The sequence below is a fragment of the Carboxylicivirga marina genome, from assembly GCF_016612505.1.
Classification (GTDB): domain Bacteria; phylum Bacteroidota; class Bacteroidia; order Bacteroidales; family Marinilabiliaceae; genus Carboxylicivirga; species Carboxylicivirga marina.
Genome location: NZ_JAENRR010000006.1, coordinates 12,240 through 30,032 on the forward strand (window position 1 = coordinate 12,240; position 17,793 = coordinate 30,032).

Annotated in this window: 13 protein-coding genes; 8 read left to right on the forward strand and 5 right to left on the reverse strand. The window is 38.6% G+C overall.

The features are described from left to right. Positions 1-6 precede the first annotated feature (6 nt). The 6 genes from JIV24_RS03680 (at position 7) to recG (ending at position 7,569) form a co-directional block, all read left to right on the forward strand. The gene (locus tag JIV24_RS03680; RefSeq protein ID WP_200463659.1) at positions 7-915 is read left to right on the forward strand and encodes a DUF58 domain-containing protein; all 909 of its coding nucleotides are present in this window, start codon (positions 7-9) and stop codon (positions 913-915) included. 4 nt (positions 916-919) lie between these two features. Next, entirely contained in the window at positions 920-1,381 is a 462-nt protein-coding gene (locus JIV24_RS03685) for a DUF4381 domain-containing protein (protein WP_200463660.1), read from the forward strand. Next, positions 1,371-2,366 carry a VWA domain-containing protein gene (locus JIV24_RS03690; RefSeq protein ID WP_200463661.1) on the forward strand — a complete coding sequence of 332 codons (996 nt, stop codon included), beginning with the start codon at positions 1,371-1,373 and terminating at the stop codon, positions 2,364-2,366. The genes JIV24_RS03685 and JIV24_RS03690 overlap by 11 nt, the downstream gene beginning before the upstream one ends. Then, positions 2,356-4,095 carry a VWA domain-containing protein gene (locus JIV24_RS03695; RefSeq protein ID WP_200463662.1) on the forward strand — a complete coding sequence of 580 codons (1,740 nt, stop codon included), beginning with the start codon at positions 2,356-2,358 and terminating at the stop codon, positions 4,093-4,095. The genes JIV24_RS03690 and JIV24_RS03695 overlap by 11 nt, the downstream gene beginning before the upstream one ends. Before the next feature lie 3 nt (positions 4,096-4,098). After that, positions 4,099-5,400, forward strand: coding sequence for a BatD family protein (locus tag JIV24_RS03700; RefSeq protein ID WP_200463663.1), 1,302 nt, complete (start codon positions 4,099-4,101; stop codon positions 5,398-5,400). A gap of 69 nt (positions 5,401-5,469) precedes the next feature. Beyond that, positions 5,470-7,569, forward strand: coding sequence for an ATP-dependent DNA helicase RecG (gene recG, locus JIV24_RS03705; RefSeq protein WP_200463664.1), 2,100 nt, complete (start codon positions 5,470-5,472; stop codon positions 7,567-7,569). Positions 7,570-7,680: 111 nt separating this feature from the next. Here recG and JIV24_RS03710 read toward each other — a convergent pair whose 3' ends face one another. Beyond that, a complete protein-coding gene (locus JIV24_RS03710) occupies positions 7,681-8,064 on the reverse strand; it encodes a hypothetical protein (protein ID WP_200463665.1) in 384 nt (127 codons plus the stop codon). 664 nt (positions 8,065-8,728) lie between these two features. On the opposite strand from JIV24_RS03710, the gene JIV24_RS03715 reads away from it, so the two are divergent. Beyond that, positions 8,729-9,541, forward strand: coding sequence for a CPBP family intramembrane glutamic endopeptidase (locus JIV24_RS03715; protein WP_200463666.1), 813 nt, complete (start codon positions 8,729-8,731; stop codon positions 9,539-9,541). A 281-nt stretch (positions 9,542-9,822) separates the two neighbouring features. Here JIV24_RS03715 and JIV24_RS03720 read toward each other — a convergent pair whose 3' ends face one another. The 4 genes from JIV24_RS03720 to JIV24_RS03735 form a co-directional block, all read right to left on the reverse strand. Beyond that, positions 9,823-11,790, reverse strand: coding sequence for a DUF3857 domain-containing protein (locus JIV24_RS03720; protein ID WP_200463667.1), 1,968 nt, complete (start codon positions 11,788-11,790; stop codon positions 9,823-9,825). A 20-nt stretch (positions 11,791-11,810) separates the two neighbouring features. Continuing rightward, on the reverse strand, positions 11,811-13,619 hold the full coding sequence (locus tag JIV24_RS03725) for a DUF3857 domain-containing protein (protein WP_200463668.1): 1,809 nt from the start codon (positions 13,617-13,619) through the stop codon (positions 11,811-11,813). Between the two features lie 170 nt (positions 13,620-13,789). Then, entirely contained in the window at positions 13,790-14,479 is a 690-nt protein-coding gene (locus JIV24_RS03730) for a head GIN domain-containing protein (RefSeq protein ID WP_200463669.1), read from the reverse strand. Between the two features lie 63 nt (positions 14,480-14,542). Continuing rightward, a complete protein-coding gene (locus JIV24_RS03735; RefSeq protein ID WP_234445697.1) occupies positions 14,543-15,901 on the reverse strand; it encodes an alanine/glycine:cation symporter family protein in 1,359 nt (452 codons plus the stop codon). Positions 15,902-16,156: 255 nt separating this feature from the next. Between JIV24_RS03735 and JIV24_RS03740 the strand changes: the two genes are divergently transcribed. After that, on the forward strand, positions 16,157-17,761 hold the full coding sequence (locus JIV24_RS03740) for a fumarate hydratase (protein ID WP_200463670.1): 1,605 nt from the start codon (positions 16,157-16,159) through the stop codon (positions 17,759-17,761). Positions 17,762-17,793: the final 32 nt, after the last annotated feature.

Sequence of the window (17,793 nt, forward strand, 5' to 3'; positions counted from 1 at the left end):
GATTTCATGAATAAGGTATCGGTTACACTTCGAGCATTATTAAAATGGGAACACCTGATTCTTGGCACTGATATATTGCCCAGGCAACGAGTGAGCTCAATATTAGCTGGTAGGCATTATAGCATGATGCGTGGACGAGGATTGGATTTTGAGGAAGTACGTAACTATGTACCAGGCGATGATATTCGAAACATTGATTGGAAAGTAACCGCCCGAACCAAGAAAACCCATACTAAAGTATTTAATGAAGAAAAGGAGCGTCCGGCATTGGTACTTGTTGACCAATCATCTTATATGCGATTTGGCTCTCAGAACTACCTGAAGTCTGTTATTGCTGCTGAGGCTGCAGCATTAGCAGCATTTAGAACCATTAAGAAGGGTGATCGCTGTGGCGGCCTGGTTTTTAATGATGATACAATGGATTGGTTTTCACCTAGAAGAAGCAGGCAAGCTGTCCTCCAATTATTAAAATCAGTAAGTGAACACAATGCCATACTATTAAATCAGAAACACATTAAAAATAATGGTTTACAACTTGAGCACTCACTCAAACGTATAGCCAATTACATCACTCACGATTATATTCTTTCAATCATCAGCGATTTTTCGCAATGTACCGTAAATGGCTATAAACTCATTAGAAAAATAGCCCAGCATAACGATGTAATTTGCGTACACATTGAAGATGAATTAGATCTAATTACTGACAAAAACAACATGATTATTTCTGACGGAGAAAAACAGTTGTTCTGGAAGAAATCGAAGTCAAAAGTCATCCAATCTGAAAAACAGGATAATGATGGACTAAAAGACAAACTCAATACGCTTCAACGAAAATACCGAATACCAGTTATTTATTTAAACACACAACAGACATTAGAAGATCAAATAAAAAGCATTTTTAAGAGCAGATAGAAAAATGGACGATACCTTAAATACACTAATTGAACCAGAAAATATTCCATTTAGCTTCGACACTATCGGATGGATAGTATCACTATACCTCATCTTTGCTCTAATAATTAGTTTTTTAATATATAAATTGGTTCAATACCATCGCAATAAATACAGAAGGATTGCCATCAATCGATTACTTGATATTAAAAACAGTACAACACTATCAATGGCTCAAAAAGCAAATCTCACCAATAATACTCTAAAACAAGTATGCCTACATAAATTCCCGCGAAAAGAAATAGCTTCTTTAGATGACATAGAATGGTTTGGGTTTCTAAATTTTCATATGAGGAAACCATGTTTCGATATGCTAACATTTGAATCTTTTCAAAAAGGCCTTTATAAAAACTCACAATTAAAACCCGAAATTATTAATTGCTTTATCGCTCAAAGTATCACCTGGATAGATAAACATGTCGTTTGAATTTGCTCACATATGGTTCTTTCTGTTGCTTCCGTTGCCACTAATCGTTCGATGGTTACTACCGTCTTTCAAGAAAAGGAGAACCGCCATGTTGCACCCACGCTTTGAGCATAAATCTGAATTAACTGGCTTAAAAGCAAAAAAAGCTGCCTGGGTATCGCGACGAGGAATCTTTAACGAATTGATTATTTGGCTAACCTGGGCCTTATTAATAGGGGCTGCTGCGCATCCGCAACTGAGTGGTGAACCTGAAATGCAAGTGAAAAATTCGCGTAGTTTTTTTATTGCGGCTGATATCTCCTTTAGCATGGATACGCGCGATTGGGTAATAAATGAGCAGCGCCTATCACGTTGGGAAGCTATTAAATTCATTATGGCCGAGTTTATTGAAGAGCGCGAAGGCGACCGCTTAGGCCTTATATTCTTTGGCTCCAATGCCTATTTGCAAAGTCCACTCACCACCGATTTAAATTTTATCAAATGGCAACTTGAAGAAACCGACGTGGGCATGGCTGGACAAATGACCGGCATTGGCAATGCCATTGGTTATGCTTCTGAGCTTTTTGAGAAAGATACTATCGAAAATAAAGTATTGCTCCTATTGACCGATGGCGTAGATAGCGGAAGTGACATCTCTCCCATTGACGCAGCCAATATGGCTAAAAAAGATTCCATCACCATTTATACTTTAGGCATTGGCGATACTAAAGCCACTGGTTCAGATCTGGATGAAAGCACTTTAACACATATAGCAGAATCAACCGGCGGACAATATTTTGCTGCCATTGACCCAGTAGAGCTACGCAAAGCATACGATGCCTTAAACGAATTAGAACCTATTGAATGGGAAGAAATGCAATATAAACCAACAATTACCTTGTACCATTATCCACTTATACTAGCGTTGGTTCTGGCATTAATTCACCAATTACTATTGGCCATTATTAAACTGAGTTCATCATTAATAAACAGGAATGTTCAATAAATTCGAATATATCATTCAGCATATTCATTTTATCCAGCCACTTTGGTTTTGGGCATTTGTACCCTTGTTGGCCATTCTCATTTTAGTGTATATTTCCAATCGGGAGAATAAGAAATGGCAAAAATTAGTCGCTCCCCATCTGAGGCCTTATATGTTTGTAAAAGGTTCAAAAAGTGCTTTTTGGCTGCCCATACTCGACTTTGTACTCTGCTGCAGCTCCATCATTATAGCATTGGCTGGTCCGGCATGGAAAATGAAAGATATTCCGCAAGGCAATGCAGCAGCAAGCTTATTAATTGGTTTAGACCTGTCACACAGCATGTTGGCCGAAGATATTTCTCCCAATCGTCTAGAGCGGATGAAATTAAAAATCAGCGACCTTCTGGATGCCAATCCAGAAACAGACATTGGCCTTTTTGCTTATTCTGGCACACCCCATATTGTAGTGCCATTTTGTAACGATTATAGTATTATTAGGCATCATATCGAGAATCTGCACCCAGCCATGATGCCCGTAAGAGGAACTAACTTGCAACTGGCGATAGAACTTGTCGATTCTCTATTACGAAAATACGATGCACCTAGTACCTTGTTGCTCATAACTGATGAATTATCGAATGAGGATGCGACTTACATCGAGACCTTTTGTAATAATAGCATCCATAAGGTTAATATCATTCCGGCAGCAACAGCCGATGGCGGAAGCATGCCTTCTTTTAAAAACAAACGCCTTACTTTAAAAGATAAAAATGGAAAAGAACGTATCGCCAAACCCGATATGTCAGTTTTTCAAAATACCGGCTTAAACAATAAAGTAAGCATCACGCATCTCACCCTGGATAAATCAGATGTAGAGAGTATTGCCAAATTAGTTAGGGATAACAAATCATTTACTTTAAAAGATAAAGTCGATGATGAAGAGTGGGACAATAAAGGTTGGTGGCTTATTTTGCCAGTTTTATTACTTATACTGACATGGTTCCGAAAAGGGTGGTCAATCTTTTGGATGTGGATGGGTATTTTCCTTATACAATCATGTTCTCCTACTGATAAAAATGCCAGGTGGTGGTATAACAACGACTATCGGGCTCAATCCATGATGAAGGATTCATTATTTGAGGAAGCCGCGCTAACCTTTGAGTCACTGCAACACAAAGGCACAGCCTATTTTAAGGCACAAAACTATGAAGCTGCCCTGGAAGTATTCTCTCATGACAGCACCGAAACAGGGTATTACAATAAAGCTATAACGCTCATTCAAATGGGGCGTCTGGAAGAAGCACAAGAAGCATTTAACGAAGTAATAGCTTTAAATCCGGAAATGGAAGTCGCCAGGCAAAACCTTAAACGTACTCAACAGATGATACTCCAGCGAGATTCGATTACTGTACCATTAGAACAGGTAACGCAACTCGACCAAAATAAAAAAAGTGAGCCATTGAAAGAGTTTCAAGCCAAAACAAAAGATAAAGAACTAAGCTCCGATACAGAAGTAGATGAATTGCCTAAAGATGGTAAACGCATAACAGATGAAGTAGAAACTCAAATATCGAAGGCTGAAGAACTGGAACGGCCAGACGAAAGTCTGGAAGAACAAGCTACTCAAAAAGATGCCAAAAACATTATGCTCAAAAAAATATCGGCTGATCCTAGTGAATTTCTCAGGCGTCGTTTTAAATTCCAGAAGGAAAAGCATTATCCATACACTAAAGAAACAAGTGATATTTAAATAATGAAGGTATTTCTTAAACATAGCATTCATATCATCAGCCTAAGTTTGTTAAGCCTGAGTCTTCATGCGCAATACTTTGCTACTTTAAAAGTCAATACACACAATGTATACATGCAGCAGCCCATTAAAGCAACTGTTACAGTATATACCTCTACCTGGTTTACCGATTCGCCTGATTTAGGCAATGTGAGTATTCCAAACGCATTTGTTCTGCCTTTTAAGCGAACTGTGAGCGGCATTCAGTACATTAACAACAAACAATATGCAAGCCTTGAACTCTTCTACCTCATATTTCCTTTTGAAAGCGGCGAAATCATCATACCAGAAATGCATATTAGCATCGCCACACCGCCCGAAGGAGATTACAAAGGAGTCATTCGTCAATTAAAAACAAAACCGCTTAGCATCAGGGTCAAAGAAGCACCTGCTGAATTCAAGGGCAAGGAATGGCTGGTGTCAAAAAATGCCTATATCAGTGATACATGGAACAGCTCCTTGGATGATGTGAAAGTGGGAGAAGTAATTGAACGTACTGTCACCATTAGGGCTCTGGGCACCTTACCAGCCTTTATTCCAGAAACATCCATGGAGGCTAATAACTGGTCGAGCATTTACCCACGTCAGGCGCAACTAAAGGATACACGAACCAGTCAGGATGCCAACGGACTTCGAATTGAAAAATATCGCTACCTGCTCGAAAAGGAAGGTGAGTTTGAGATAGAGCCTTTAACTGTTACCTGGTGGAATCCCTATTTAAACAAACAATATGAACGTTCAAGCAAGGCAAGAACCATTACCATAAAAGCTAATCCCGATTTGGGTATGCTAACAAGTATGCGCGATTCTTTAAACACAAACACTGTAGAAAACTCTGAAATAGAAGCCGAAGAACCTTTATTAATTATGGGCTTGAGCCTCAAACAATTCATACTGCTTACATGCTTCATACTAATTTGTTTGTGGATGATGCTTATCACCATTCGACAAATAATGAAGCAGATAAAACTAAAGCGTGAGCATTATCTCGGTAGTGAGCAATATTATTTCGATCAACTGGTAAAAACTTCATCCAAATCTTCTAAAGAACAAATTAATTCAATGTACAGCTGGCTGCTGAACAAGCACAAAAAGCAGTATTCTACAAAAAACATATCATCAGATAACCTTCAGGAACTGATTGCGGATTACTATCAATCGCAAAACAATAAACCACTCTCTAAAAAGGAAATAAAGGAAATTAAAAAGCTGCTTAAAGATGAAGCCAGTCAAGCAGACCACTTCTTCCCGCCTCTCAATCCTTAATCTATAAACCTGAGTTTTAAAATTTTTATCGAACTCTGTTTATTAGCTATAAATATTATTTTTGCATCTATGTCTGATTTGTCGATGCAAAATATTACCTACCTGCCAGGCGTAGGTTCAAAGCGTGCTGAGCTCTTAAAACAAGAACTCAAAATAGCATCATACGAAGATTTACTCTTCTATTTTCCGTATAAATACATCGACCGAAGTAAGTTTTATCAGATTAGAGAAGTGAATGCTAAATTACCCTATATACAAGTTAAGGGACGTTTTACATCGCTCAAAACCGTGGGTTCGGGTCGACAAAGCCGATTGACTGCTACTTTTACAGATGGCTCGGGCGTGCTTGAACTTGTGTGGTTTAAAGGGCAAAAATATGTAAAAGAAGGCATTAACTCAGAGGCTGAATACATCGTATTTGGCAAGCCATCGGCCTTTAACGGAAAGATAAACATTGTGCACCCCGAATTGGAAAAGGTGAATGAGGGGCAAGCAAAGATAAGTGCATCGCTTCAGGCTTTTTACAATACCACCGAAAAGATGAAGAAGGGCTTTTTGAATTCCAAGACCATTCAAAAACTACAGCAGAATATCTTTTTATCGTTTCAGGGAAAGATTACCGAGAGCCTGCCTGCCAGCATCATTGAAAAGTACAAGTTTCTGAACTTACATGAATCGCTAAAGGCCATTCATTTTCCGCCCAATGCACAGCTGTTGGAAAAAGCACAGCTTCGCCTTAAGTTTGAAGAACTGTTTTACATTCAGCTCAACATTTTACGGCAGCGCAATCAGCGAACAAAAGCTATTAAAGGCTACCTGTTTGGTACTGTAGGTGATTATTTAAATGAATTCTATTCGCAAAAGATACCCTTTGAACTAACCAATGCTCAAAAGCGCGTGATTAAAGAAATACGTCGCGACATGGGCTCAGGCAAGCAAATGAATCGCTTGTTGCAAGGCGATGTGGGCTCGGGCAAAACGCTTGTGGCATTAATGGTGATGCTGATTGCCCTGGATAATAACTTTCAGACTTGCCTGATGGCACCAACTGAAATATTAGCTACGCAACATTTCGAAACCATCAGCGAGATGGTGGAAGGATTGAATATTAAAGTGGCACTCTTAACCGGCTCATCAAAAAAGAAAGAACGTGCAATTATAGACCAGGATTTACAAAGTGGTGAATTGCAAATATTGATCGGCACCCATGCTTTGCTCGAAAACAAGGTAATATTTAACAACCTAGGCCTTGTAGTGGTTGATGAGCAGCATCGTTTTGGAGTAGCACAAAGAGCTAAATTGTGGCGAAAGAATACGCAACCACCACACATATTGGTGATGACTGCAACTCCAATTCCGCGTACGCTGGCCATGACTATTTATGGCGACCTGGAAGTATCGATAATTGATGAGTTACCACCCGGACGAAAGCCTATTGAAACAGCTCATTATTTCCACAATCGTCGAAACAACCTCAACAAATTTATCAAGGGTGAACTCGAAAAAGGTCGTCAGGTGTATGTGGTTTATCCACTGATTGAAGAATCGGAGAAAATGGATTTTAAAAACCTGGCGGAGGGTTACGATTATATGCAAAAGGTGTTTTCGGATTATAAAGTGAGCATGGTACATGGTAAAATGAAGCCGGCCGAAAAAGAAGCCGAAATGCAGGAATTTGCTGCCAATCGCTCACAGATACTGGTGTCGACCACTGTAATTGAAGTAGGTGTAAATGTGCCGAATGCATCGGTGATGGTCATCGAGAGTGCCGAACGCTTTGGCTTATCGCAATTGCACCAGCTACGAGGCCGTGTTGGCCGTGGTGCCGACCAAAGCTTTTGTATACTAATGACCGGCTACAAACTATCGGAAGAAACCCGCAAGCGTATGGATATTATGACACGCTCAACCGATGGCTTTGAAATTGCCGAAGCAGATCTGAAGTTGCGTGGTCCGGGCGATTTGGAAGGTACCCAACAGTCGGGATTGCCTTTCTCACTTAAAATTGCCAACCTGGGACGCGATGGTCAGATACTGCAATTTGCCCGCCAGGTAGCCGAAGCTATATTGGCCGACGATCCGGTTTTAGAAAAAGATGAGAACTACATACTGATTAAACAGCTAAAGAAACTGGCACGCGAAAAAATGAACTGGAGCATGATTAGCTAGTGATGATAAGCTGTCAAAAAAAATATAGTCAATCATTATAAACTAAGTGAATCCTAAATATATCCTTGCCCAATCAATCGATATGTATTCTATCAAATCAGGCTTTTCTTATCAGTCTTCAGTTTCCATTTGGTTCTCAAGCAACCATTCTTTCGCCATCTCATAATCATCGAAGAATCTCATGATTCCAAAAGACCAGTTATAAGCAACGGTATTAGCAAATCCATATTTTTCAGAGTCTTGGTTATAAACAACGGCTCCTTTATATTTTTTATTGAACCCATATTTATCGAGGTATTTTGCAATAAGATGAATATCAATAATTTTGGCTTCAAATTTACAATCTCTATGATCCAATAGAATCCTATAACAGTTAAATTTCTTGGCAAACTCAGTAGCTTTTAAAAGAAAACCTTCAACATCAGCCTTAGAATAACTGCTTTTAGTTTTTAGATAGGCGATTTTATCTTTCTCGATGTACTCAAGTTCAAACATAACTTTTCGTTTATAATTAACTGATATTCCTCAATCTACACTAATAAAAAAAATCCTATAAGTCATTTATCAAACTATATCTTTTTAGACTCAACCACCATTTTTTAACGCTCGCTTGTCAAATTTACTAATAATAAGCTGACAGTGGCATGAGTAAAGTTGTTTAGTTAAAACCACCCATTGATAAACAGTGTTGTGAAACGAGCTCGTTTCACCTTATTGCAAAGATGCGAAACCTCGAAACACGCTCGCTCAAGAAATTGCAGCTCTGTTATAAGCAGAAACGAGCTCGTTTTAGTCTTTCGCAGGTCTGCAATTAACTGAGCGAGTCAGTTTCTGTGTTTTGCAGAGCTGCGAAAGGCAGAAACACCCTCGCTCAGCTTTTTGTAGTTTTGCGATAAGCCGAGCGAGCGTGTTTCACATTTACTGCTATTTGAATAATCATCAAAAAAACAGAATCCTGAACGTAGCGGGCTTCTGTTAATTAAATATTATAGATTAAAGCCCTGACATATAAGTTAAGAGTGAAGAGTAGAAAAAAAAGATGAAATAGTAAAGCTCACATGTTAATACGCATTACTCATTGAAGCTTAATATTTATCAGTAACAACCAAGGCGATTGAGGAATAATTATATCTTTAATCCCTTCAGAAAAAACGTAATAATGAATATGACTAAATCATACCCAAGCCTGGCACAAAGCTGGGGACTTACTGGCATTGTAATTGGCTGCATGTTGGTTTTCACACCTCTTAACATGGTACTTTTACCAATTATCGGTAAAGAATATGCCATGATGGTGTATTACATTGTGATGATGGCCGCTGCCTTTGTTATGGGCCATTTTATTAGAAAAAATGAAACGAATTTAAGGGGCTATAACTGCAAAATTGAATCGCCACAACTATTACCATTCATCATTTTAGCAGCCATTGGACTATTGATTGGCATCGTTTCGCCAGTGGGTAATCTAATTCCCATGCCCGATATGTTTAAGGAGTTATTTAAGGAGCTGGCCGAAATGAATGGCTTTGGCGCTTTTGTAACAATGGTTATTGCAGCACCCTTATTTGAGGAAATCATTTTCAGAGGCATAATATTGGATGGCATGCTCAAAAAATATTCAGCACGAAAGGCCATCTTCTGGTCTGCCTTTCTCTTTGCTTTTGTGCATCTCAACCCCTGGCAATTTGTTACCGGCATGGTAATCGGCGGCTTTATTGGCTGGGTATATTACCACACACGAAGCCTTTCAATAAGCATTATTATTCATGCGGCAGTTAATGCATGTGGTTTCTCCTTACGGTTTATAGTTGATGAAGAAGCCATGCTCGACCAATCGTTGGTGGAGTCATATGGTGGCAGGACCAATATGATTCTCATTACCGGCAGTGCCATTTTAATCGCAGCAGTTTGTCTTTTTTATCTGCACAGGCATTTTAAAAGCAAGGCTCAGCTGCTTGAAGAACATGTTTGATGTAATAACTAACAACTATTGTGTGAATTCCTTTCGCGTGATAAAAAAACTTGTTACTACATGAGAGAACCAGTTCGATAGCGTGTGAATCTATCAGATTGAGCACTTCCTCTTCTTCAAGGAGAGGATTTAGGTGAGATGTTTTTTTTACTAGATAACGTAGCGTCATACACTATCCCCCATCGCCTTCGGCACTTCCCCTGAAAGGGGAAGATGGATATACATTCGTTAAAAACAGTCTGGTAATATTCTGTTTGCTCTGCAACCTTTGCAGTTAAATACTAAAGCGCTACTACTTCTTCGGCAACCTTGGTTAATATAATTTTCGAGTTCGTTTTTGAGGTCACGGTATTCATAAAGTTCTTCAAGTCTTTGTACTGCTCAGCCGAATAGTTCGCTTTTTTAAAGCTGTAACTCGATATAATTTGAATTTGATCCCCCTTGACCGCAGCTATATAACTGAACATGACATTCTCATTGGTAATGCTATGTGACGATGGCAGCTCTTCTATTTCATAGCCCTCAGGAATGTTTATAGTTGATATGTACCTATTACCTTTCAGGTAAATTAAATCAATAGGCAACGCACGCTTTTCTTGTTTAAAAGGATTCTCTTGTTCAGCTAAATTTATAAAAGGAGATATAACTAACTGATTATCTATCCGATCATACGAATGCGTAAATTCAAAGTTGTATTTAAAAGGCAATGCCATTTCGTACAGGTTCACAACATTTATATTTTCTATAAGATTGAAGCCCTTTTGCATAAATTCTTTTTCCAATTTTCCCTTATCATTGTGATATTCTCCACGTTCATTTAGCGCTAAATAACCAGTACTTTTCGCCATTAAACGACCTTGTAATTTATCTTCTTTCAAGTTAATTTCTATCGCCAGATTATATTCTTCAATAGAAATTGCACTATTAGAAATAGTTACCCAGCTCTCACTATCCTCTTCAACAATAAAACCCTTACCATTGATACAGCGCGATGGTATTAAGTTATTTGGGCACATATCTTCAGTGGCATCCACTAGTCGCATTTTGCCATCTGCTTCAACCAATGCCAATACATAGTTAAACAGGTTTGAATAAGGAAAATCATCACTCACCTTGCCATTATCACGCGTACTGATAATAACGGGAGAAGCCTTCAATCCCACAGCACGCAATGCACCAATTGTACTCAGGTTTATATTTCCTGAATTACCTGCTAACTTCTGGTTAAACTCTTTAAAAGAGGAGCGAGCAGATTTACCAGAGTAGCCGTTCCACTTATAAGCCTCTTTCATATAATTTAATACAGCATCTAATCTGTCTTCCTCTGACTTTTCTAATAAATATGCAAAGGTTTTTACACCCCACTTCTCAGCTTTTCTCAGGTATCTTCCAAAATTTGTATAATCAAGTAGCTCTTCAGCCATATCAGGCCAGGTATTCATAAACTGCTTTGAATAACCTTGTGGATAATTAATTTCAGACAGCTGAAAATCAATCTTTTTAATATAGTCGTTGCGCGATGATATAAAACTTTCATCTTTAAAAGATGGCACATTTTTTAATCCAAATTCATAAACCATATCGTTAAAAGGAATACCAGAAAACTTTCTCCCGAAACCACTCTTCTCATAAGACTTAAAATGATCCATACGACTTGCTCCCTGTATACGGTAACGATATGAATAAAACGGTATCATATTAACCGTATACTCACTATACATGGTTGGTATATCTGTTTGAAACTCCCAATCTTTTAAATGCATATAATAAGGCGAATAAACCGAGTATTTAATTTCTATAACAGAACCTCTTTTAATATTGGGCATTGCAAACTTCTTGGTATACCAGTTTTTATTTATTTTCTCTTCAAACACATTTTTGCGCTCGAGTGGAATCTGCATAAGTCGCCCATCTTCAAAGTTAAACGTATAGCCTTCAATTTCACCTACCTTTTCTTTATCATCATCATCTTGGAACAATGGTATTTCAAATTCACCTTGGTCAAAGGCTGCTTCATTAAAAATTTTAATTCTTATATGTCGGTCAAAGCGCAGTTCAAATCCATCATCGGTATTAACAAACCACGAATTTCCTTTGTCGAAAATTACAACAGCTGCAGCATCCTTCTCAAAGCTACACTCTTTGAGTTGAATATCAGAAGGAAGTAACACTCCGAATTCTGCTTTTTGAGCTCCCATATAAGAAGGAACCATCCATAAAATGAGTAAGGTAAAAACAATTGATTTCATTTTTGAGGGATTAGATATAGTTATTGATATGTGATCATGCCTTTTTGTAATTCAGCATTCGAGCAGCTTTTGATGAATTGATATACCTTTTCGTAGTCATCCATCTGATAACTGCCGGCATTAATAATGATATGTCGATAAATGCTTAGCTTATTTTCCTCAGTGGAAATTACTCTTTTATAAGATCCGTAATCAGATTCGATATGAATACTTTTTATACCCGAAACATTTTTAATATTACGCGGTAACTCAATTGCGATAGAGTCCTTTACATTATATGGATAATTAAAACGAAGCTCTTGTGTTCGCTTCTCTGGCTTGTCGAGCTTTATGTAGAAGGGGCGCAATGGTTTAAGCAATACACGGCTACCTATTGGTTCGATGATACCATTAAGCTTAGCATCAACAGATAGGTTTAAATAGCTTGAATCGCGATGAAGACGATTAATCTCGTAATCCTGAATATCGGCCTGCTCGAACATTTCAAGTTCTTCCAGATAATCCAGCTTCTCTCTTTCTGCAAGCCCGTCATCAAGACCTTTGAGGTAATCAAAATAATAACCTTGCAGCCTGGCTGTTGAATACATTGTTACCTCGCCATCTTTCGCCACATTAACATGTGTGTTATACTCATTTAATACATCATCAATTTTTAAAGCAGGCGTAATTGCGAGCTTACTGTTTTCATCATCAATTAATAGTACTTTTCGGTTTTGAGTAAACGTTCCCAAATGATTAAAGGGCGATGTGTTATCAGTGCATTCGAGCCAGATGGTATCGTTTGCCATAGGCACGCATAATATGACATGGTTAAACTGCTGCGATGGATAGGCTTCTTTTACTTTAACTGGATTCCTACCTGCAAATACAGCTGTGTAAATCGATGGAATGCCAACTTCATTCAACATGGATTGCATGTAATTACTTAAGGCTTTACAATCGCCATATTTGTTAGTACATACGGATTGCGCCGATTCAGGCTGTAATCCCCCAATATCCAACGAAACATTGATATAGCGAGTGTTATCTTGCATGTATTTATATAAAACGTCAATTTTCTCAAGCTCGCTTTTACAATTACTTGTGAGCTGCCTTACTTTTGTTTTCTCTGTCTCAGATAAATTTCCTTGATAGGCTTTTAGTCGAGATAACCACTCGCCAAAACTTTTCCACGAATGTGAACTTCCATCCAGCCCATAACAAAAATGCTCAGGTATAATAACGACCTTATTTTGCAACTCGCGATATTGTGGGCCAAACCTCTCGCGTTCAACATAACTCGCATCTTCAACCTCCCATTTATAAACATCTTTATCTGAAAAATGCTGCACATTAGCTGAATCGACTCCTTGCTCATACACTTGTGCATCTATTCCCTTCGGTAATTCAAGCTCAAGTGATGCACTCTTAACAGGTACTTTCTCATATCTGCGAGGTACCCAATAGGCCAAATACAAAAAATCATTCACTTCTTCCTGATAACTGTATTTTAATACATAGGGATAACGATTATGTATTAATTCAAATGAAAGCACCATGTCATCACTATGAAACTGGTCATATGAAAAAGCATTGGCATGGGTGATATCCTTTCGTTTTAAGCTCCTGATTTCATTACCTAACAAATCATAAATTCCAGCCTCCAACTCTTTAATGCTATTCCCTTTGGTATAGGGGATTTCTATTTCGGCATAATCAGTTCCTTTAGCCGAATTTATCTGAAGTGAAATCTCTGTTCGTTCAACAAGTTTGTTGCCATTAAACTTTACATATGTTCGATAATCGTTTATCTGACAATCTGGCAATTGTGTATATGCAGTCACAGTCATTGCCAAAAACAATAAAAGCATGAGGGGTAGGCGCATTATCTTTTTTTTATGAAGATAGTATTTTTAGTTAAACACAATAAAACTAATATCTATTTGTAAAGCATCTTAATAAAACAAAAAGCCGCATCACAAAAAATGATACGGCTTTACAAATATTATTGAATATATACTTAACGATGACTAATATCTCCGGCTCCCGATTCGTTTAATTGTTTAATCTCAGGATTACCAAGATAGGTAATATCACTTCCACCACTTGCGTTAGCAACGATTTCTTTTTCGGCCCACACAATTGCATCAGATCCACCCGAGGTAGTCACTTTGACTGTTTGGGCTTTAAGCTCACGGGCGCTAATATCTGAACCACCACTTGAAGAGGCCGTTAACTTGTCAGTTGTACCTTTAATTTTTATATCAGAACCTCCCGAAGTGGTCATTTTTAATACCTTGGTATTAACCTCAACATACACATCAGCACCACCACTGGTACTAAGTTTCAAATAGTCCTGTTTAATCACGTTCTGACCATATACATCCGAACCACCGCTAGCCATCAGTTTTTCTACTTGCTTAAATGACACATATACTTTCGGAACCGTTTTACTATTCCAATTCCAGCTACTATTGCCCTTCATGTATATTTTAAGGGTCGAACCTTCAACTTCAGTTATTAATTTATGGATATCCCCTTTTCGACACTCCACCTCCAGTGAATTTTCGCTCGATTGCGTTAGGTATAAGTCAATACCTGATGAAACACTTATGCCTGAAAAATCATCAACCTGACGTGTTTCCTTTTCTTGGGCTGTGGCTATTGAGGCTGATAACACCACCAATGCCAATAATATTGTTTTTCTCATAGTCTAAAGATTATGCGTTTAGAAAGTATGACGCCTAAACCATGCTGGTAGTTACAGTTATTTCTAATTATTTTTTAATCGTTTAAAATAATCAACCGTAGCTCTTTTAACATGCGGTGCCAGCAAAATGGCTGCTATCATGTTAGGAAATGCCATTAGGGCATAAGCCGAGTCAATAAAAGCAATAACAACATCAATGGAAACCACCGCTGCAATTACTGCACTGATAACACTTACGACATTGTATATATTTTTCGACTTGGTTCCGAAAAGATAAGACGAACATTTGTTGCCATAATATGGAAATGCAAACAAGGTTGACAAAGCAAAAAACATAACACAAAGTATCAATAAATATGGCCCGTAAGTTGGTATAGCCTTATCAAAAGCCAGTGCTGTTAAGGTTATACCATCAGCATCACTGGTTTGCCACACTCCGGTTACTAATATTGCCAAAGCAGTCATGGTACAAACAATAAGCGTATCCACAATCGGACCAAGCATAGCAACCAATCCTTCACGCACAGGCTCGTTCGTTTTAGCTGCACCATGTGCCAATGGCGCCGTACCAATGCCTGCTTCATTTGAAAATGCGGCTCGTTTAATTCCCGTAATGATGATGATACCAACTGCTCCACCCAACACCGATTGTGCACTAAATGCATCTTTAAATATTATGGCTACAGCACCAACTAATTCATCGGGGTGAGAAAAGATAATAAACAACACAATAGCGACATATAACAATACCATAAAGGGCACAACACTGGCAGTTACTTTACCAATACGTTTAATGCCTCCAAAAATCACTACGGACATTGTCAGTGCAATTACAACACCAGTAATTAAATCGGAAGTGAATCCCGTTTCAACACCATTGGGTTGGAGTACGATATCGCGAAACACCTGTGTTAACTGATTACTCTGAAAAACCGGAAAGACGGCAAACATAGCAGCAATGGCAAAAAACACAGCCATTGGCTTCCACTTTTTTCCTAAACCTTCGGTAATAATATACATCGGTCCGCCTTGTATTTCCCCTTTATCGTCTTTTGCTCTGAACATCACAGCTAGTGTACCCGTGAAAAATTTGGTAGAGACACCCAGAACAGCACTCACCCACATCCAGAAAATAGCACCGGGCCCTCCTGCCGTAATTGCTACAGCAACTCCGCTTATATTACCCATTCCTACGGTTGCTGCAAGTGCCGTTGATAAGGCCTGAAAATGATTGATTTGCCCGGCTTCATTCGGATCATCATATTTCCCCCTTAAGATATCTACAGCATGACCAATGTATTGAAAGGGCATTAACTTACTATAAATCATAAAAAAGAAACCTCCTCCAAGGAGTAGTATAAGCAAAGGAGTTCCCCAAATGAACTCACTAAATTCGATGATTAGGTTTTCGATTTTTTCCATAATGGAAAGATAGAAAATCTGATTGCCTTTTAAAAGTCCAAACAACAGCAGTTTATATTTTTTTAACGCTAAATATTGCAATATTTCTTTAATGAGTTGTGATATAATTTTAGATTTGCAATTCGGTGATAAATAGTTCACTTTAGCATTCTGATTAATTATAAATACATAAACAATTACAGCTTAAGTCAATCGTCTGGAATAACATTCAATCGATGACAATTATTGACTTCTGCTTAATAACCAACTTCTATTATGGCTGATTTTAAATATCAAAAACCCTTTCCGATTCAAAAGGATACAACGCCTTACAGATTAATTACTAAAGACTATGTTTCGACCATTGAAGTGGATGGACGAAAAATTCTTAAAGTAGACCCTAAAGGTTTGGAAGTATTATCCAAAGAAGCTTTTGCTGATGTGTCGTTCTATTTACGACCTACTCATCTTGAAAAACTAGCACACATTCTACAGGATGAAGAGGCTTCAGATAACGATCGTTTTGTTGCTCACACCATGCTAATGAACCAGGTAGTAACTGCCGAGGGCGAATTACCAACCTGTCAGGATACCGGAACAGCTATTGTAATGGGTAAAAAGGGCGAGAATGTTTTCACCGGAGCCAATGATGCCGAGCACTTGTCAAGAGGTGTGTACGAAACCTATCGCGACAGAAACCTTCGTTACTCACAGGTTGTCCCTTTCTCAATGTTTGAAGAGAAAAATACAGGTTCTAACCTACCAGCTCAGATTGATATTTATGCTGAGCAAGGCATTCAGTACGATTTCTTGTTTATGACTAAAGGTGGGGGTTCAGGTAACAAAACATTCTTGTACCAACAAACAAAAGCACTTCTTACAGAAGAAAACCTAAGCAAGTTTGTTCAGGATAAAATTAAAGATCTGGGCACATCAGCCTGCCCTCCTTACCACTTAGCATTGGTGATTGGTGGTACATCCGCCGAAGCTACATTAGCTACAGTAAAAAAAGCATCCGCCGGTTATTTCGACCACTTACCTACTGAAGGAAATGATGGTGGCCAGGCTTTTCGTGATCTTGAATGGGAAGCCAAGGTTCAGAAAATTTGCCAAGACAGTACTGTGGGAGCTCAATTTGGTGGTAAATATTTTGTACACGATGTACGTGTGATTAGAATGCCACGCCATGCAGCATCTTGCCCGGTTGGCTTAGGCGTTAGTTGTAGTGCCGACCGAAATATTAAAGGTAAAATTACCGAAGAAGGCATTTTTGTTGAGCAACTGGAAAAGAATCCTTCGCGCTTTGTACCTAAAGAAGCACCACACATGGCACCAGCAGTTGATATCGATTTAGATCAACCCATGGAAGATGTATTGAAGGAATTAAGCAAGTATCCGATTAAAACGCGCCTTAACCTTTCAGGAACCTTAATTGTAGCACGCGACATTGCCCATGCTCAAATTAAGCAAATGCTAGATGAAGGCAAACCAATGCCTGAGTACTTTAAGAATCACCCGGTTTACTACGCAGGACCTGCTAAAACCCCCAAAGGCATGGCTTCTGGTAGCTTTGGACCTACAACTGCCGGTCGTATGGACCCATATGTGGATGTTTTCCAAAAACAAGGTGGTTCAATGATTATGGTGGCTAAGGGTAACCGTTCGCAAGCCGTAACCGATGCATGTAAGAACAATGGTGGTTTTTATCTAGGCTCAATCGGAGGCCCGGCTGCAATATTGGCTAAAAACAGTATCAAATCCGTTGAAGTGGTGGATTTTGAAGAACTAGGTATGGAAGCTGTTCGCAAAATCAGAATAGAAAATTTCCCGGCATTTATAATTGTTGATGATAAAGGCAACGATTTCTTTGCAAAACTATAATTAGTTCACATTATAAACTTATAATATTACGA

Coding starts and splice junctions, on each gene's coding strand:
- JIV24_RS03680 (WP_200463659.1), top strand. CDS start 7: ATGAATAAGGTATCGGTTACACTTCGAGCATTATTAAAATGGGAACAC.
- JIV24_RS03685 (WP_200463660.1), top strand. CDS start 920: ATGGACGATACCTTAAATACACTAATTGAACCAGAAAATATTCCATTT.
- JIV24_RS03690 (WP_200463661.1), top strand. CDS start 1,371: ATGTCGTTTGAATTTGCTCACATATGGTTCTTTCTGTTGCTTCCGTTG.
- JIV24_RS03695 (WP_200463662.1), top strand. CDS start 2,356: ATGTTCAATAAATTCGAATATATCATTCAGCATATTCATTTTATCCAG.
- JIV24_RS03700 (WP_200463663.1), top strand. CDS start 4,099: ATGAAGGTATTTCTTAAACATAGCATTCATATCATCAGCCTAAGTTTG.
- recG (WP_200463664.1), top strand. CDS start 5,470: ATGTCTGATTTGTCGATGCAAAATATTACCTACCTGCCAGGCGTAGGT.
- JIV24_RS03710 (WP_200463665.1), bottom strand. CDS start 8,064: ATGTTTGAACTTGAGTACATCGAGAAAGATAAAATCGCCTATCTAAAA.
- JIV24_RS03715 (WP_200463666.1), top strand. CDS start 8,729: ATGAATATGACTAAATCATACCCAAGCCTGGCACAAAGCTGGGGACTT.
- JIV24_RS03720 (WP_200463667.1), bottom strand. CDS start 11,790: ATGAAATCAATTGTTTTTACCTTACTCATTTTATGGATGGTTCCTTCT.
- JIV24_RS03725 (WP_200463668.1), bottom strand. CDS start 13,619: ATGACTGTGACTGCATATACACAATTGCCAGATTGTCAGATAAACGAT.
- JIV24_RS03730 (WP_200463669.1), bottom strand. CDS start 14,479: ATGAGAAAAACAATATTATTGGCATTGGTGGTGTTATCAGCCTCAATA.
- JIV24_RS03735 (WP_234445697.1), bottom strand. CDS start 15,901: ATGGAAAAAATCGAAAACCTAATCATCGAATTTAGTGAGTTCATTTGG.
- JIV24_RS03740 (WP_200463670.1), top strand. CDS start 16,157: ATGGCTGATTTTAAATATCAAAAACCCTTTCCGATTCAAAAGGATACA.